The sequence below is a fragment of the Pseudomonas sp. TH06 genome, from assembly GCF_016651305.1.
Lineage (GTDB): Bacteria > Pseudomonadota > Gammaproteobacteria > Pseudomonadales > Pseudomonadaceae > Aquipseudomonas.
Map to the genome: position 1 here is coordinate 4,606,119 of NZ_JAEKEC010000001.1, position 18,426 is coordinate 4,624,544.

Here is an 18,426-nt window from a genome sequence, read left to right on the forward strand (position 1 = left end):
TCTTGATCTGTCTTTTCGGATCTCAGCTAACGGCAGCTCCTGCACTACAATAAGAAAGTGAGTGGTGAACATGGACGTACGAATCAAGCCGATTTCGGTCGGCACGCTGTTGCTCGCAGTTTCTATGGCGCAGGCCCAGGCGCAGTACCTGGAAACCGGCAAACCCGGTGATCCCGCCAGTTGGCGCAGCGCCGAGTTCCTGCGTGACTGGGGTCTTGAACGCATGCAGGCCGACCAGGCCTATGCCGCCGGGATCACCGGCAAAGGCGTGAAGATCGGCGCCCTCGATTCCGGGTTTTACGCCGCCCACCCCGAGTTCGCCACTGACCGTTATCACCCGGTGTCGACCAGCGGAAGTTATGTCGATGGATCACTGTTCAACGTCGACGGCACCCTCAATTCCAACAACGATTCCCACGGCACCCACGTCGTCGGCACCATGGGCGCGTCCCGCGATGGCACGGGCATGCATGGCGTGGCGTACAACGCGCAGATCTATGTCGGCAACACCAACAAGAACGACAGTTTCCTGTTCGGCCCCAATCCCGATCCGCGCTATTTCAAAGCGGCGTACGACGCGCTGGCCGATGCCGGCGTGCGTGCCATCAACAACAGCTGGGGCAGTCAGCCGCCGGATGTCAGCTATCGCACAATGGCCGATCTGCACGCGGCCTACGCCCAACACTGGAACAAAGGCACCTGGCTTGATGCGGCGGCGGACGTGTCGCGGCGCGGCGTGATCAACGTGTTCAGCGCCGGCAACAGTGGTTATCCGAATGCCAGCGTGCGCTCGGCGCTGCCGTACTTTCAGCCGGACCTTGAAGGTCACTGGCTGGCGGTGTCCGGCCTCGATCAGAGCAACCAGCAGAAGTACAACCAGTGCGGCCTCGCCAAATACTGGTGCATCACCACGCCGGGGGCGAAGATCGACAGCACCATCCCCGACGGTGGCTACGCGATCAAGTCCGGCACCTCGATGTCGGCGCCGCACGCGACCGGCGCGCTGGCGCTGGTGATGGAACGTTACCCGTACATGAACAACCAGCAGGCGCTCGAAACGCTGCTGACCACCGCCACACAACTTGATGGTTCAGTCACTGAGGCGCCCACCGAGCGCGTCGGCTGGGGCGTGGCCAATTTGAATCGGGCGATGCGCGGGCCGGGACAATTGCTCGGCGCGTTTGACGCCAATCTGCCGGCCGGGCAGAGCGATGTCTGGAGCAATGACATCTCCGACAAGGCTCTGCTGCAGCGCCAGAGCGAGGACCTCGCCGAACACTCCGCCTGGCAGCAAACCCTGCAAGACAAGGGCTGGCAGAACGGCGTTGCGGCCGGCGCCAGTCAGCAGGATCAGACCGATTACGCGATTGGCACGGCGCGTGATGCGGCAGCGGCAACGCGGGCTTATCAGGGCAGCCTGATCAAATCCGGCGCCGGGCGCCTGTTTCTCACCGGCGACAACAGCTTCCGTGGCCCGACCACGGTCAATGGCGGCCTGTTGAGCGTCAATGGGTCGCTGGCGTCGGCGGTCACCGTCAATGACGGTGGCACGCTGGGCGGTTCCGGGCGGATCGCGGCATTGGCGGCCAACAGTGGCGGTCGCGTCGCGCCGGGCAATTCGATCGGCACCTTGAACGTGGCGGGCGACGTCACTTTCGCACCGGGCTCGACTTACGCCGTTGAGTTGTCACCGACCAGCAGCGACCGCATCGTTGCCGGCGGTACAGCCACCGTCAGCGGCGCCACGGTCAGTCTGTCGCTGGAAAACAGCCCGACCTTGCTCAGCACCACCGAGACGCAAAGCCTGCTGGGGCGTCAGTACGACATCCTGCAAGCGGCCGGAGGTATTCAGGGCCAGTTCGCTGCCGTGCTGCCGAACTACCTGTTCATCGGCGGCAACCTCGACTACACCGCCAACGGTATCCAGCTCGATATCGAACGTAACGCGAGCACGTTTGCCAGCGTCGGCCAGACCCCGAATCAGCGCTCGGTCGCCGCCGCCGTCGAGGGCCTGGGGGCCGGCAACTCAGTCTACGAAAGCGTGCTGCTGTCGGCAGATGCTGCTTCCGCGCAACAAGCGTTCCAGCAACTGAGTGGTGAGATTTACCCGGCCCTCGGTTCGATGCTGATCAACGATAGCCGCCAGTTGCGTGATGCCGTGGGCGAGCGCCTGCACGATGCCTCGGCGACGCAAAACAACGGCTGGATCAAGGCACTCGGCGCCTGGGGCACGACCGATTCGAGTCATGACACGGCGGGTTACAGCACTTCGCTTGGCGGCTTGCTGGCCGGTGTCGACGGCGCGCTGGACGAGCAAACGCGCATCGGTCTGGTCACCGGTTACAGCGACAGTTCACTGAGCATGGGCTCGGGCACGCACTCGTCGGCCAAGGTCGACAGTTACCACCTCGGCGCTTACGCCGGGCATGAAATCGGTGCCTGGCGCTTGAGCACCGGCGCGGCTTACAGCTGGCATCGCGCCGATGTGAAGCGCGATCTGCAATACGCCAACGTCAGTGCAAAACAGAAAGCCAAGGTCGATGCGGCGACCACTCAAGTGTTCGGCGAAGCGGCCTATCGACTGCAACTGCAACCGTTGGCGCTGGAGCCGTTCGCCAATCTGGCCTACGTGCATCTGGACACTGAAGGGCTCACGGAGAAGGGCGACGCGGCGGCGCTGAAAAGCTCGGGCGACCAGCGTGACGCCGTGCTGAGCACGCTCGGTGTGCGGGCGATCAAGACGTTCAACCTGTCGGCTCGGCAATCGCTGGATGTCAGCGGCCACCTCGGCTGGCAGCACAGCTTGAGCGATATCGACGCCGAGCAGCACCTGCGCTTTGCCAGCGGTGGCACACCTTACAGCGTTGAGAGTTCAGCGCTGGTGCGCGATGCCGCGTTGGTCGGCGTGCAGGCCAGCCTGGCCTTGAGCAAAGACGTGCGGGTGAACCTTGATTACAACGGACAACTGGCCAGCCGCGAGAAGAGCCACGGCGTCGGGCTGAGCCTGAACTGGCAGTTCTGAACCACGGATTCACGGCTGCTCACATACCTGTGGCGAGGGGATTCATCCCCGATGGGGCGCGAAGCGGCCCCAGTAATCTTTCAGACAAACCGAGTCGTCTGGATTTACGTCTGCTGCGCAGCCGAACGGGGCGGTGCGACGTTTCGCTAAATCCCCTCGCCACAGGAAGCGTAACGGTTTGAGAGATACGGATTTTTCGCAACATCACTAAGGAAGGTCGCTGGATGAATAACAATAAAACCCCCGCGCAAACGGGTGGCCGCTTTGCCCTGAAAACGCTCACGCTCGCCGTGCTGTGTGCAATCGGTACGGCGCACGCTGCGCCTTACGTGGAGAACGGTCGCACTGGCGATCCGTCGAGTTGGCGCAGCGCCGAATTCAAGGCTGACTGGGGTTTGGGCGCGATTGGCGCCGATCACGCTTACGCCGCTGGCTACACCGGCAAGGGCGTGAAACTGGGGATCTTCGATCAGCCGGTGTACGCCGCACACCCGGAGTTCTCCGGCAGCAACAAGGTCATCACCCTGGTCACCAGCGGTATCCGCGAATACACCGACCCGTACATCCCGGTGAAGGCCGGGGATGCATTCCGTTATGACGGTTCGCCCTCGGTCGGCTCCGACGGCAAACTTGGCGCCCATGGCACCCACGTCGGCGGTATTGCGGCGGGCAGTCGTGACGGCGGGCCGATGCACGGTGTGGCGTTCGGCGCGCAAATCATCAGCGCCGACAACGGCGACCCGGGCCCGGAAGATGGCATCGTTCGCGGTAACGACGGCGCGGTGTACAAGGCCGGTTGGGATGCGCTGATCGCCAGCGGTGCGCGGATCATCAACAACAGCTGGGGCATCGGCATCACTGACCGATTCGACCTCGGCGGCCGCAACCCGGCATACCCGCACTTCACCGTCAATGACGCGCAGGTGCAGTTCAACGAGATCCGCACACTGCTCGGCACCAAACCCGGCGGTGCCTATGACGGTGCAATCGCCGCCGCACGCAGCGGCATCGTCACCATTTTCGCCGCCGGCAACGACTACAACCTCAATAACCCGGACGCCATCGCCGGCCTCGGCTATTTCGTCCCGGACATCGCGCCGAACTGGATCACCGTCGCCGCGTTGCAGCAGAACCCGGATCTGGCCAGCGCCAATCCGTACATCATGAGTACGTTCTCCTCGCGTTGCGGTTACACCGCGAGCTTCTGTGTGTCGGCGCCGGGGACGAAAATCTTCAGCTCGATCATCGAAGGCACCAACGCCGACAACCTGACCACCGGCTACAAGAATTACAACGGCACCTCGATGGCCGCGCCGCATGTGGCCGGCTCCATGGCAGTGCTGATGGAGCGCTTCCCGTACATGACCGGCGATCAGGTCGCCAGCGTCTTGCGCACTACCGCCACCGACCTCGGCGCACCGGGTGTCGACGCCTTGTACGGCTGGGGCATGATCAACCTGCGCAAGGGCATTGATGGCCCGTCGATGTTCGTCACCGAAAAGGACATTCCTGAAGAGTTTCGTATTCAGGGCGCTTACGGCTCCGGCCAGTTCGTCGCGGATCTGCCGGGTATCGGCGCGATCATCGATCAGGGCAAACCGACCGAGCGCGTGTGCACCGACATCACTTGCGGCCTCGACACCTGGCGCAACGACATTTCCGGACACGGCGGCCTGACCAAGCAAGGCCTCGGCACCCTGGTGCTGACCGGCAACAACACTTACAGCGGCCCGACCCTGGTCAATCAGGGACGGCTGGCCATCAACGGTTCGCTGGCCTCGGCGGTCACCGTGAATGACGGCGGTATCCTCGGCGGCAACGGCCACATCGGTGCGCTGTCGGTGAGCAAGGGCGGCACCGTGGCCCCGGGCAATTCGATCGGCACGATGAACGTGGCCGGTGACGTGACTTTCGCGCCGGGCTCGACCTACGCGGTAGAACTGTCGCCGACCAGCAGCGACCAGATCATCGCCACCGGTAAAGCAGTCATTGAGGGCGCTACCGTCACCATGTCGCTGGAAAACAGCCCGACATTGTTGACCACCAACGAAGTGCAAAGCCTGCTCGGCACTCAGTACAACATCCTGCAAGCAGCGGGCGGCATAGAAGGGCGCTTCGGTCAGGTGCTGCCGGATTACGCGTTCCTCGGCGGTACGCTGGCATACTCGGCGAACGGCATTCAACTGGCGGTGGGGCGCAACGAAGCGTCGTTCGCCAGCGTCGGTCTGACGCCGAACCAGCGCGCCGTCGGTGCTGCTGCCGAGCGTCTGGGCGCCGGCAATGCGCTGTTCGAAACCCTGCTGGTGTCGCCAAATGCGGCGTCGGCGCAGCAAGCCTTCCAGCAGTTGTCCGGCGAGATTCATCCGGCCATTGGCACGATGCTGATCAACGACAGCCGTTATCTGCGTGAAGCGGTGGGCGAGCGTCTGCGCGAGCGTGATCTGTTCGATGCCGGTGCGCCGACGGATGATCGCAGCAACGCCTGGGTCAAGGTGCTGGGCGCCTGGGGCAAGAGCGATGGCGGGCATGACAATGCCGATTCCAACAGCTCCATCGGTGGCTTGCTGGCCGGTGTCGACGGCTTGATTGCTGAAGATACGCGTCTGGGTTTCGTTACCGGCTATAGCGACAGCTCGTTGAGCATGGGCAGTGGCACGCATTCGTCGGCGTCCGTCGACAGCTACCACTTGGGTGCGTACCTGGGGCATCAAGTTGATGCATTGCGTCTGACCGCTGGTGCGGCGTACAGCTGGCACCGCGTGGATGTGAAGCGTGACCTGCAGATTGGGGACATCGGCAGTAAACAAAAGACCAAGCACGATGCCGCGACGACCCAAGTGTTCACCGAAGCGGCTTACGATCTGCGCCTGCAACCGATGAACCTGGAACCGTTCGCCAATTTGTCGTACGTGCATTTGAACACCGAAAGCTTCACCGAAAAGGGTGATGCGGCGGCGCTCAAGGGCGGTGAAGACAATCGTGATGTAGTGCTGTCGACCCTTGGCGTGCGCGCCAAGCGCAGCTTCGCGCTGTCGGACAAACAGCAGTTGGAACTCGGCGCAAGCCTCGGCTGGCAGCACAACCTGAGCGGCGTCGATGCTGACAGCCACCTGGCGTTCGCCAATGGCAACAGCGCGTTCACTGTGCAGAGTGTGTCGATGGATCGTGATGCTGCCGTGGTCGGCGTACGTGCCGGGCTGGCGCTCAATCGCGATGTCCGGGTCAACCTGGATTACAACGGACTGATCGGTAACAACGAGAAGGACCACGGCGTAGGTCTGACCCTCGACTGGCAGTTCTAAAGGCGTGTGCTGGCAGTTCCAGAGGGGGCTGCCAGCACTGATTTGAAGGAAGAGAGAGCACAACATGGGACTGTTCGATTACAAAAATGCCGATGGCAAAGCGTTGTACAGCGATGCCATCGCCCTCACGCTGTATGCCTACACGCCGACCGGGCAAGCGTTGCCGGGCACCGCATGGAAGCCGGTCAGTGCCACGGCGCTGGGCTATCAGGGCAAGGTCGGTGCGCAGGGCACGTTCTTCGGCGAGAAGGACGGTTTCACCAGTGCTGAAGCCGAAGTGCTCGGCAAGTACGACGCCGCTGGCAAGTTGATCGGCATCGGCGTTGCCTTTCGTGGCACCGGTGGGCTGGGCTACAGCGACACCTTCGGTGACATGAAGAACAATTTGCTGGCGGCCATCGGGCCGTCGGATTACGCGACTCAATATGCAAAAAATGCCTTCGACAACTTGCTCAAGGCAGTTGCGGCGTTTTCCCTCGCTCACGGCATCGCGGCCAAGGACGTGTTGATCAGCGGCCACAGCCTCGGCGGTCTCGGGGTCAACAGTGTGGCCGAGCTGAGCGCGAGCAACTGGGGCGGGTTTTTCAAGGACGCCAACTACGTGTCCTTTGCCTCGCCGACCCAGAGCAGCACCGGCAACAACGTGTTGAACATCGGTTACGAGAACGATCCGGTGTTCCGCGTGCTCGACGGCACCATGTTCAGCACCGCCTCGATGGGCAAACACGACAAACCGCACGATTCGACCACCGACAATATCGTCAACTTCAACGACAACTATGCGTCGACCGCGCAGAACCTCGTGCCGTTCAGCATTGTCAACCCGCTGAACTGGTCGGCCCACAGCTCGCTGGGCTATGCCGATGGCTTGAATCGAGTGATCGATTCGAAGTTCTACGGCCTCACCCACAAGGACTCGACGATCATCGTCTCCAACCTTGAAGAGGTGTCCCGGGGCAAGACCTGGGTCGAGGACTTGGGCCGCAGCGGCGAGCCGCACACGGGCAGCACTTTCATCATCGGCACGCAGAGCAGCGACTGGCTCAAGGGCGGGGCGGGCAACGACTTCCTTGAAGGCCTGGGTGGCGATGACCGTTTTCGCGATGACGGCGGCTACAACATCCTGCTCGGTGGTCAGGGCCACAACACCTTCGAATTGCAGAAACCGTTGCAGAACTTCAGCTTCGCCAACGACGGTGACGGCACGCTGTACGTGCGCGACGCTTACGGCGGCATCAGCCTGACCCGCGACATCGGCGCGCTGGTGAGCAAGGAGTCGGGTTCATGGTGGGGCAGCAAGGAAATCACCTGGGGCGTAACAGCCAAGGGTTTGACCAATGGCAGCGAGCTGACGCAGTACAACCATTCGCTGAGCGGCGATGGCTACGGCAATGCGCTGCACGCCAGTGCCGACGGTGACTGGTTGTTCGGTCTGGGCGGCGACGACAAGCTGATCAGCGACAAGGGCCACGTGACCTTTGTCGGTGGCGCCGGTAACGACGTGATGACGGCGGTGGGTGGCAACAACACCTTCCTGTTCAGCGGCGCGTTCGGTTTCGATGCCATCAACGGTTATCAGGGCAGCGACAAACTGGTGTTCATGGGCGTCGAAGGCGCGGGGCAGGGCTACAACTACAAGCAGCATGCGTCGCAGTCCGGCAGCGATACCGTGCTGAAGATTGGCGAGTATGCCGTGACGCTGGTCGGGGTTGGCGTGGCTAACCTGTCGGACTCGAGTTTCGTCTTCGCATAGATCCAATGTGGGAGCGAGCCTGCTCGCGATAGCGGTGAGTCAGTCTCCATCGATGTTGCCTGACACAGCCTCATCGCGAGCAGGCTCACTCCTACAGTTAAAAAGCAAAGCAAGTAGTTTTGAAATGCTCCGGGGCGTCCCCGTGGGGCGCCCTGGCTGTGAGCTATCTCTGACAATTCCAACAAAAGAGAGGCAATAGCAATGGGTGTGTATGACTACAAAAACTTCACTACAGCCGATTCCAAGGCGCTGTTCAGCGATGCCATGGCGATCACGCTGTATTCCTACCACAACCTCGATAACGGCTTTGCCGCCGGTTATCAGCACAATGGCTTCGGTATTGGCTTGCCCGCGACATTGGTCACGGCATTGCTGGGGGGGACCGATTCCCAAGGCGTCATCCCCGGCATTCCATGGAACCCCGATTCGGAAAAACTCGCGCTCGACGCCGTGAAAAAGGCCGGCTGGACGCCGATCACCGCCTCGCAACTGGGCTATGACGGCAAGACCGACGCACGCGGAACCTTCTTTGGCGAGAAGGCCGGTTACACCACGGCTCAGGTCGAGATTCTCGGCAAGTACGACGCCCAGGGCCACCTCACGGAAATCGGCGTTGCCTTTCGCGGCACCAGCGGCCCGCGTGAGAACCTGATCGTCGATTCCATCGGCGATGTCATCAACGATTTGCTCGCGGCGTTCGGGCCCAAGGATTACGCGAAAAACTACGTCGGTGAAGCGTTCGGCAATCTGCTCAATGACGTGGTCGCGTTTGCCAAGGCTAACGGCCTCACCGGCAAGGACGTGCTGGTCAGCGGCCACAGCCTCGGCGGACTGGCGGTCAACAGCATGGCAGATTTGAGCGGCGGCAAGTGGGGCGGGTTCTTCAAGGACTCCAACTACATCGCCTACGCCTCACCGACCCAAAGCAGCACCGACAAGGTGCTCAACGTCGGCTACGAAAATGACCCGGTGTTCCGCGCCCTCGATGGCTCGACCTTCACCGGTGCCTCGATCGGCGTACACGACGCGCCGAAAGAATCGGCCACCGACAACATCGTCAGCTTCAACGATCACTACGCATCGACCGCGTGGAATCTGCTGCCGTACTCGATCCTCAACATTCCGACCTGGATCTCGCATTTGCCCACTGCCTATGGCGACGGCATGAACCGGGTGATCGAGTCGAAGTTCTACGACCTGACCAGCAAGGACTCGACGATTATCGTCGCCAACCTGTCGGACCCTGCGCGTGCGAATACCTGGGTACAGGACCTCAACCGCAACGCCGAAACCCACAAGGGCAGCACGTTTATCATCGGCAGCGATGGCAACGACCTGATCCAGGGCGACAGTGGCAACGACTACCTGGAGGGCCGCGCCGGCAACGACACTTTCCGCGACAGCGGCGGTTACAACATCATTCTTGGCGGGCAAGGCAGCAACACCCTCGACTTGCAGAAATCGGTGAACACCTTCGACTTTGCCAGTGACGGCGCCGGCAATCTGTATATCCGCGATGCCAACGGCGGGATCAGCATTACCCGCGACATCGGCGCCATTGTCACCAAGGAGCCGGGCTTCCTCTGGGGGCTGTTCAAGGACGATGTGACCCACAGCGTCACGGCCGGAGGCTTGAAGGTTGGCAACAATGTCACCGCCTACGAATCCAGCGTCAAAGGCAGCAATGGCGTTGATACGCTGAAGGCGCATGCCAGCGGTGACTGGTTGTTCGGGCTCGATGGCAATGATCACTTGATCGGCGGCGCGGGCAATGACGTATTTGTCGGTGGCGCCGGTAATGACCTGATGGAGTCGGGGGGCGGGGCGGATACGTTCCTGTTCAACGGCGCGTTCGGGCAGGATCGGGTGGTCGGTTTCACGTCCAACGACAAACTGGTGTTTCTTGGTGTACAGGGCGTGTTGCCTGGCGACGACTTCCGCGCCCATGCCACGGCGGTCGGGCAGGATACCGTGCTGAAGTTCGGCGGCGATTCGGTGACATTGGTTGGCGTGGCACTTAACAGTCTGAGTGCTGACGGCATCGTTATCGCCTGAAGCAACCGCTAACGTGTGGCGAGGGAGCTTGCTCCCGCTTGAGTGCGCAGCGCTCACAAATATTTGTGGCCGCTACGCATCCCAGCGGGAGCAAGCTCCCTCGCCACAAATCGGTATTCGAAGTGACTCGGTGGCCATCCTCTGACTCAAACCCTGTGCAAACAGGAAATGCGGCCTAAAGCCTGCGCGTGTGCGCACGTTCTTAAGCTAGCCGCCCATGAGTACAGGAGATTCAAACGTGAAAGGTTTCAAGAGGTTTATCGGGGTTGCAGGGTTGGTGCTGTTATCGGCCAATGCCAGTGCCGATCTGCCTCAAAGTTCGATTCTGAGCCGCTACGGAATCACCACCGAGCAATTGCCGAGCCCGAGCAAAAGCGCAGTGATCGAACCGGTCGAAGAAAAAAGCCGTTTTCAGATCCAGCCCGAACAACCGTTCGTGACGATTCGCCTCGGTGACGGCAAACAACCGCAAGCCACCGGCAACCTGAGCATCGACCGCATGGCGCAACAGGAGCGGGAACGTTGCCAGCGCCTGCAGGGCGAACTGGCCCGGCGTGGCGGTCAATACCTGAGCTGCGACAACAGCATCCCGGGCATGACCCTGGACCAGTAACCCTCTCGAATCCACTCCAGCAACCGCCGAAGGCTGTGATCTTTTGATCTGCAACAGCCTTCAGCCCTGTAATATCCGCTCACCCTGACAATGGACTGGCGGTGCCCCTCCTTGAGAAAGACCACTCGACTGATCGTGCTTTGCTCCACGTTGCTGATAGCTGCGAATGCAGGCGCATTGGCCTGGCTTTACTACGTGGTCACTTACGCTTCAGTGACGCGTGGCATGCCAATGATCAGAACCACGGAGCCCATGCTCATCGGCGGGCGTAACGGTGATGAGCACAGCTACGTGCTGCCGTTGGGCACCACGCTCTACGAAGATCAGAGCTACCCGGAAGGCTTTACCCGTTATCTGGTGTACTTCAATCACAAGGGTCCGATCGAGCACGAGACCGTAACGATGGAGCCCAAATATCGCGGCACCCTGATTGATCCGCTGTGGCTGGAAACCATCGACGCCGACACGCTGAAAGATGTCTTCAAGCGCTTTCCCTTATCCCGAAGCGATATCGCGGCGGCGATCAAGGCCAACGAAATAACCAAAGACGATCTGACCGAGATCATCCAGTCGATGCCAAAGTAAAAGGCTGGCTGCAATCAGAACCCCAGCGGGTACTGAATCACCACATAGATCCGGTCGATGTCATCGCCCGCCTGAGCGCTGTTCGCCCGATGCGAAACATGCGACACCTGCACCGACAAATCCTTCGCTGCGCCCGACTGGACGACGTATTTCAAATCAAGGTCGCGCTCCCAGTGCTTGCCGCCATTGCCTTGCTGCGGCTGGAACTCACCGCTGTCGGCATCGAACGGGTTGTAGGCGCCGCCCTTGGGCGCGTGGGTGCCGTCGATGTGATCGCCGCTGACGTAGCGGGTCATGAAGTTCAGACCGGGAATACCCAACGCGCCGAGGTCGAGGTCGTAGCGCGCTTGCCACGAACGTTCGCCGGCGCCGTTGAAGTCGGCGTATTTGATCGAGTTGGCGAGGTAGATCGAGTCGCCGCCGACGAAATCGAAAGGCGTGTCGCCGTCGATCCGCTGCCAGCCGAGCATCACCGCGTGTGGTCCGAAGGCGTACTTGCCCGACAGACTGAACGCGGTGTTGTCGATAGCACCGGCCAGCGCCCGGCCGGTATCGCGGGTGTGATAGAGGTTGGCGTCGAGCAACACGCCTGACTGCTTGAAGTGCAGGTTGCCGTAGTACTGATGCCAGGTGTCCGTCAACTCGGAGGCATAGACGGCACCGCCCAACGGACTGTCGCCGAGCAGGTCGGCGCCGAGGAAACTGATGGCGCCCGCCTCGATGTTGGCGCCGTAACCGTAGAAATCACCCTTGCCGGAAGAACTGTTCTGGTTCTTGAACGCCGTGAAATGCCCGGCCTGAAGCGTGAGGTTGTCGATTTCCCGACTGGTCAGCAGAAAACCCGTGGCGTACTCCGGTTGCAGGCGTTTGTCGCTGGTGTCGAACACCGGGGTTTCCACGGTCATTTCGCCAAACGCCAACGTGCTGCGCGAGGCCTTCAGTTTCAAGGCACCGCCGGCACTGGAATAGTTGCTGGCGCTGCGGCCATCGCTGTCGACCGGCAACAGGCCTGTGCCGGAGTGACCTTTGCCACCATCGAGTTTCAAGCCGGCAAAGGCGTGGGCATCAATACCAAACCCGACAGTTCCCGGGGTGAATCCGGATGAGAAAGTGCCGATAAACCCTTGCGCCCATTCCTGTTTGTAGTTTTTTCCGGTGGGCGAGGGTGAGCGGTAATCGTTGCTGAGGTAGAAGTTGCGAGTGAGCACTTGGGTTTTGGCATCGTCGAAAAAGCCGTCGGCGACGGCCGTTTCGGTTAGCCCGCAGAGCAGCAATAACAGGGTGAAACGCGCAGTCGCGAATTCGGTCATCGTCGGTGGCCAACATAATGAGTTGACGCTGATGATCAGTGGATTCTGTGCGAAGGGATTGAGGTTATGTGCTGTGCCGAACACCAATCCGTGTAGGAGCTGCGGCACGCTGCGATCTTATGATTTTAAAGATCTGGATCAAAAGATCGCAGCGTGCCGCAGCTCCTACATTGATATCGCCGTTACGGCAGTGGTGGGGTGCGTGGCGGGATCTGGCGTTTGCTACCCGTCGATTCGAACGCTGCGGCCAGGCGCAGCAGGCTCGAATCGTCGTAGGCGCGACCGGCGAAGGTCAGGCCGACTGGCATGCCGATGTCGGCCATCACGCCCATGGGCACGGTGACGGTCGGCACGCCGAGGTGACGGATGGCGAGGTTGCCGTTGGCGACCCAGATGCCGTTGCTCCAGGCGATATCGGCTGACTGCGGATTCACGTCTGCGTCCGCCGGGCCGACGTCGGCGACGGTCGGGAAAAGCACGGCGTCGAGGCCGAGCTTGTCCATCCAGTCTTCGAGATCGATGCGCCGGGTCTGCTCCAGACCACGCAGGCCATCGGGCACGGTGGAGATTTCATTCCACGGCGTAATGCCGCGCTCGGCCATGCGCACGTATTCGTCCATACCGGCGACCAGATCCCCCTCACGGTTGGGCAGGGTGCCCGGTTCGTGCGGGAAGATCTTCGGCCCGTCGACATCGACCAGACGATTGAACTTCGGATCGCCGTTGGCTTGCAGGAAGTCGTCGAACGCCCAAGCGGTCAGATCCCACAGTTCATGGTGGAGGAACTCTTTCGACACCAGCCCTCGGGTGAACACTGTCGGCGCGCCGGGGCGATCGCCTTCGCAATTGGACACCAGCGGGAAGTCAGTCTCGATGACCTCAGCGCCGGCCGCTTCGAGGGCCTCGCGCGCCTGCTTCCACAAATCGATCACCGAAGCGCGGGTGTTGATGCGTTGGCCGGTCGGGCCACCGATGCCCGGCGCTTCGCTGGTGCCCGCTTCAGGGTCGGCGTTGATGAACATGCGCGGCACGGCGAAGCGCTTGCCGGCCAGTGCACTGCGGTCGGCCGCGAGTTCAGCGTAAGCGGCGGGGCGCACGGAGCTGACGCTCGGGATCGGCACCCACGGTTGCAGGCGCCAGAGGTCGCCACGGGTATCCGGATCTTCGGCCACGACAATGTCGAGGACTTCAAGCAGGTCGGCCATGGTGCGTGCGTAAGGCACGACCACATCCATGGTCGGCGTCAGCGGCCAGTTGCCGCGCACCGAGATCACCCCACGCGAAGGGGTGTAGGCGCACAGGCCATTGTTCGACGCCGGGCCGCGACCGCTCGACCAGGTTTCTTCTGCCAGACCGAACGCGGCAAAACTGGCCGCCGTGGCGGTGCCGGCGCCATTCGACGAGCCGGAAGCGAACGGCGCGGTGAGGTAGTTGGCGTTGTACGGGCTTTCAGCGCGGCCATACACCCCGCGCTGCATTCCGCCATTGGCCATCGGCGGCATGTTGGTTTTACCCAGGCAGATCGCCCCGGCCGCCCGCAGGCGCTCGATGGTGAACGCATCGCGGTAGGCAACCAGATCGGCGAAGGCAGGGCTGCCGGACGCCGCGGTCAGACCTTTGACCAGATAACTGTCCTTGGCGGTGTAAGGGATGCCGTCGAGCGGGCTCAAGGTTTCGCCTTTGGCGCGGCGTGCGTCAGAGGCTTGCGCTTCGTTCAGCGCTTGCGGATTGCGTACGACCACCGCGTTCAGTGCGGTCGGCGTGTCGGCGCCGTCGTAGGCATCGATGCGGGCGAGATAGGCCTGCACCAGTTCCACCGAGGTGGTCCGGCCGGATTCAAGTGCGGCGCGCAGTTGGGCAATGGAAACTTCAGTGACTTCGATCATGCGGTCACCGCCGTTTGCAGTGGGGCGGCGTTCTTTTTGGAATGGGTGTTCATAGCGGTTCTCGTGGCACGGCTTTAAGCGACAAGGTTAAGACTGGCGCCTATTTAACACCATGCCGGGCGCGGAGTAATCGGTGGATCGTTCGCCCACCGATTTTCTACCCTACTGGCCCCATCGCGAGCAGGCACACTCCTACAGGGGAACGCATTCCAAATGTAGGAGTGAGCCTGCTCGCGATAGCGGTAGTCCGGCCACCCTATTCCTTCAGCCAATCACAGCACGCCGTACTCCCGGGCCGTGCGATCCACCGCAATTCGCGTCTTGTCGATCAGCTCATCAAGCTCCGCACGGTTGGCAATCAGGGCAGGGGCCATGATCATCCGGCCCAACGTCGAACGAATGATCAAACCCTCCTCAAAGCCGATCGTGCGGCAGCGCCAGGCAATGTCGTTCTCGTTGGCGAAACGCTTGCGAGTCGCCTTGTCTTCAGCGAACTGCAACGCCGCCACCAGCCCGACCCCCTGAATCTCACCCACCAGCGGATGGTTGCCGAACACTTCACGCAGACAGTTTTGCAGATAAGGCCCAGTGTCGGATTTCACCCGAGTGACCACACCTTCATCACGCAAGGCCTTGAGGTTGGCAATCGCCACCGCCGCCGCGACCGGGTGCCCGGAGTAAGTGAGGCCGTGAGCAAAAACGCCACCCTTTTCCACCAGCGCCTCTGCCATGCGCCGCGACAGGATCAAGCCGCCCATGGGGATGTAACCGGAGGTCAGGCCTTTGGCGATCGACAGCGTGTCGGGCTCGAAACCGAACGTCTGGTGGGCGAACCATTCACCGGTGCGGCCAAAACCGCCAATCACTTCGTCAGCGCACAGCAGCACATCGTACTGACGGCAGATGCGCTGGATTTCCGGCCAGTAAGTGGCAGGCGGAATGATCATCCCGCCAGCGCCCTGGAACGGTTCGGCGACGAAGGCGGCGACCTTGTCGGCACCCAGTTCGAGGATCTTCTCTTCCAGTTGGCGAGCGGCTTTCAGACCAAACTCTTCCGGGCTGAGGTCGCCTTCGTGGGCAAACCAGTAAGGCTCGTCAATGTGCGCCACATCGGGAATGGTGCCGCCCATTTCGTGCATGAACTTCATGCCGCCCAGCGCCGTCGCCGCGAGGGTCGAGCCGTGGTAACCATTCCAGCGGCCGATCATGATTTTCTTCTCGGGTTTGCCCATTACCTGCCAGAACTTGCGCACGGTGCGGATCAGCACTTCGTTGGCCTCAGAGCCGGAATTGGTGTAGATCGCGTGGCTGTAGTGCTTCGGCAGCAGGCTGAACAGCAACTCCGACAGTTCGATCACGGCCGGGTGAGTGGTGTGGAAGAACATGTTGTAGTAGGGCAATTGCTCCAGTTGCGCGGTCGCGGCGGCGGCCAGATCCTTGCGCCCGTAGCCGAGGTTGGTGCACCACAGGCCGGACATGCCGTCGAGATACCGATTGCCGTCGTTGTCCCACAACGCCAGGCGATCACCGCTGACCATCACCCGTGGACCTTCTTCGTTGAGGGCCTTCTGATCGACAAACGCGTGAATGTGGTGAGCGCCATCGGCGGCTTGAAAATCACGGGTGCTGCGGGTCGGATCGAGTTCGGCGGACATGACTGATCTCCAAAAGAATTGGGCAAGTGAGTGCGTTCATTCCAGCGGTGCACAGCTAATATTTGTCACCTAAAAATATTTTTGTAAAGAAAATATTTGTCGATGGAAAAAGATATCCGTAGGCTGACCGGCATTGGCAAGGCACAGCAGGCACGACATGAGCGGACTCAGAGAGCGGCAAAAGGAACAGCGCAGGGAAGTCATCGCGCAGGCAGCACTTGAGCTGTTTATCAGCAACGGCTTCGGTGCGACCACGCTTGAACAGATCGCCAATGCAGCCGCGGTTTCCGCGCCAACGGTGACCAACTACTTCGGCGGCAAACAGGAGATTTTGCTGGCACTGCTCAAGCAACCGGACGAGCAGGCCATGCGCGAGGCGCGGGCAAACCTCGACGATGACAGCGATCCCCTTGAGGCGCTGTGTGAGTTCGAAGGCCTGATGACCGACTATCAACTGCAAGCCATGCCGGCCTCGTTGTGGCGTGAACTGGCGCCGTTTCTGCTCACGGGGGAACTGGCGCAGGCGATGAGCCCGTGGAATGCGGCGGTCATTGAGGAAACCAAGGCGTTGCTGACGCATTTTCAGGCGCAGGGCAAGGTGCGCGAGTCCGTCGATATCGACGTTGCGGCGACGTTGTTCAATCAGTACGCGAACATGGCGTTCATCCGTCTGGCGACGGAAGTGGCGCCAGATCGAGAAGCGCATGCCCGGCATATGCGCAGCGTGCTCGGGCTGATCTGCCATGGAATTCTAAGCCTGGCGCAGAAGCCGAACGACCGGTGATCAACTGTGGCGAGGGAGCTTGCTCCCGCTGGACTGCGCAGCAGGCCTTCTTTTAAAAAACAGGGGCCGCTTCGCGACCCAGCGGGAGCAAGCTCCCTCGCCACAGGGTCTTTCAACATCAAGAAATCAGGTTTTCGGCAACCACGGTTGCATCTGCTCCAGCAAACCACGTCCGCCCCGACGCAATCCTGCCGCCAGGCTCAGCCATGACAGGTCGGTCATGATCACTTCGCAGGCGCGCAGCAAGCGAACTTCCCCGGCGGTGCCGCCGGCCGTTCCACCGTCAGGCATGTAAACCGTCATCCAGTCGCCGACACTTTCCACTACCAGACACAGGCGCCAGCCTTGTTCTTCGGCGATCATGCCGACCTTCGTCCCCTCGGCGTGCTCCATGCCGGCAAACCGCGCCGTGGTGTCCTTGAGCAACTGATAACCCGGCAGATTGCTCAGCACTTTGTCCTCGGTCGCCTCAATCGCCCGGGCCGCCGCCGAAGTCTTGGCCAGCAGGCCGGCAAGAAAACACAGGACGATCAAGCCAGCCAACGTGGCCAACGTCACCACTGTCACACCCGCCACATCATGACCCTCGAACATCGGCAGCAGCTTTTGCATCGGCCCGCGCAGCAGATGAATGGCTTTCTCGATCAGGATGAAGATCAGCACCAACGGCAGAATAAACAGCAGTCCACCGATCACGGTGGTTTTGATGAACTTGAACATGACAGCTCCTTGATGACGATCAGCAATCAAGGCTAGCTGATAAAAATCCCGGGGCAGGTGCGCGATGAAACTCATGGCACCATGGCGGCCGGATGCGCTTAACAAGGAGCAGAGCACATGAAAGTACCGGATCAGCAAGCATGGCAACCGTGGACGCCCGATGAATTGGCGCAACGCCTGAAACAAATTTCACGCCCCTGGAGCGTGGTGGGCGGATGGGCGCTGGATCTGTGGCTGGGCAGACAGACTCGCGATCACGGTGATCTGGAGTTCACCGTCCTGCGTGATGATTTCCTGCTGTTCAGACAAGCGCTGTCGCCCTTGCAGTTCTACACCGTCAGAGACGGCACGTTTGAGTTTCTGTCGGCAGAGCGGATGCCCGGCGAGGAGATATTTCAGGTCTGGGGTTTCGATGTCGTTGCCAATGTCTGGCGTGTGGACGTGATGCTGGAGTCCGGCACGTCGGACATCTGGGTTTACAAAAGAGACACGTCGCTGGTTTACCCGCGTGCGGAAATGGTCGTCCTGAGTGCCACAGGTATTCCGTATCTGAAACCTGCGGCCATTCTGCTGTTCAAGGCCAAACATACCCGGCCCAAGGATCAAGCGGATTTCAGTCTCGCCTTGCCGAATCTGCCTTGCGAAGATCGGCATTGGTTGGCTCGACATCTGGCGCAACTGCACCCGGACCATGAATGGACAAACAGGCTAGAAAACGCCGAATGACTGTGTGGCGAGGGA

Annotated in this window: 12 protein-coding genes; 8 read left to right on the plus strand and 4 right to left on the minus strand. The window is 61.1% G+C overall.

What is annotated here, in order from left to right; translation table 11 throughout:
• Positions 1–70 precede the first annotated feature (70 nt).
• From JFT86_RS20590 to JFT86_RS20615, 6 genes are all read left to right on the plus strand, one after another.
• The gene (locus JFT86_RS20590; RefSeq protein ID WP_201238108.1) at positions 71–3,022 is read left to right on the plus strand and encodes an autotransporter serine protease; all 2,952 of its coding nucleotides are present in this window, start codon (positions 71–73) and stop codon (positions 3,020–3,022) included.
• Positions 3,023–3,246: 224 nt separating this feature from the next.
• The gene (locus tag JFT86_RS20595; RefSeq protein ID WP_201238109.1) at positions 3,247–6,324 is read left to right on the plus strand and encodes an autotransporter serine protease; all 3,078 of its coding nucleotides are present in this window, start codon (positions 3,247–3,249) and stop codon (positions 6,322–6,324) included.
• Positions 6,325–6,388: 64 nt separating this feature from the next.
• Positions 6,389–8,077, plus strand: coding sequence for a polyurethanase (locus JFT86_RS20600; protein ID WP_201238110.1), 1,689 nt, complete (start codon positions 6,389–6,391; stop codon positions 8,075–8,077).
• A 201-nt stretch (positions 8,078–8,278) separates the two neighbouring features.
• Entirely contained in the window at positions 8,279–10,132 is a 1,854-nt protein-coding gene (locus JFT86_RS20605; RefSeq protein WP_201238111.1) for a polyurethanase, read from the plus strand.
• 238 nt (positions 10,133–10,370) lie between these two features.
• Positions 10,371–10,745: a hypothetical protein gene (locus JFT86_RS20610; protein ID WP_201238112.1), complete on the plus strand. Its 375-nt coding sequence runs from the start codon at positions 10,371–10,373 to the stop codon at positions 10,743–10,745.
• Positions 10,746–10,970: 225 nt separating this feature from the next.
• Positions 10,971–11,330 (plus strand): hypothetical protein, encoded by a 360-nt coding sequence (locus JFT86_RS20615; protein WP_242489502.1) that lies wholly within the window; start codon positions 10,971–10,973, stop codon positions 11,328–11,330.
• Between the two features lie 14 nt (positions 11,331–11,344).
• Here JFT86_RS20615 and JFT86_RS20620 read toward each other — a convergent pair whose 3' ends face one another.
• From JFT86_RS20620 to JFT86_RS20630, 3 genes are all read right to left on the minus strand, one after another.
• The gene (locus tag JFT86_RS20620; protein WP_201234010.1) at positions 11,345–12,640 is read right to left on the minus strand and encodes an OprD family porin; all 1,296 of its coding nucleotides are present in this window, start codon (positions 12,638–12,640) and stop codon (positions 11,345–11,347) included.
• Positions 12,641–12,822: 182 nt separating this feature from the next.
• On the minus strand, positions 12,823–14,526 hold the full coding sequence (locus tag JFT86_RS20625) for an amidase (protein WP_201238113.1): 1,704 nt from the start codon (positions 14,524–14,526) through the stop codon (positions 12,823–12,825).
• Positions 14,527–14,798: 272 nt separating this feature from the next.
• Positions 14,799–16,181, minus strand: a complete 1,383-nt coding sequence (locus tag JFT86_RS20630) for an aspartate aminotransferase family protein (protein ID WP_201238114.1) — start codon at positions 16,179–16,181, stop codon at positions 14,799–14,801.
• 157 nt (positions 16,182–16,338) lie between these two features.
• Between JFT86_RS20630 and JFT86_RS20635 the strand changes: the two genes are divergently transcribed.
• The gene (locus JFT86_RS20635; RefSeq protein ID WP_201238115.1) at positions 16,339–16,965 is read left to right on the plus strand and encodes a TetR/AcrR family transcriptional regulator; all 627 of its coding nucleotides are present in this window, start codon (positions 16,339–16,341) and stop codon (positions 16,963–16,965) included.
• Between the two features lie 126 nt (positions 16,966–17,091).
• Here JFT86_RS20635 and JFT86_RS20640 read toward each other — a convergent pair whose 3' ends face one another.
• Positions 17,092–17,685, minus strand: a complete 594-nt coding sequence (locus JFT86_RS20640; protein WP_201238116.1) for a hypothetical protein — start codon at positions 17,683–17,685, stop codon at positions 17,092–17,094.
• Positions 17,686–17,802: 117 nt separating this feature from the next.
• Here JFT86_RS20640 and JFT86_RS20645 point away from each other — a divergent pair, with 117 nt between their 5' ends.
• Positions 17,803–18,411: an amino acid transporter gene (locus JFT86_RS20645; protein WP_201233356.1), complete on the plus strand. Its 609-nt coding sequence runs from the start codon at positions 17,803–17,805 to the stop codon at positions 18,409–18,411.
• Positions 18,412–18,426 lie beyond the last annotated feature (15 nt).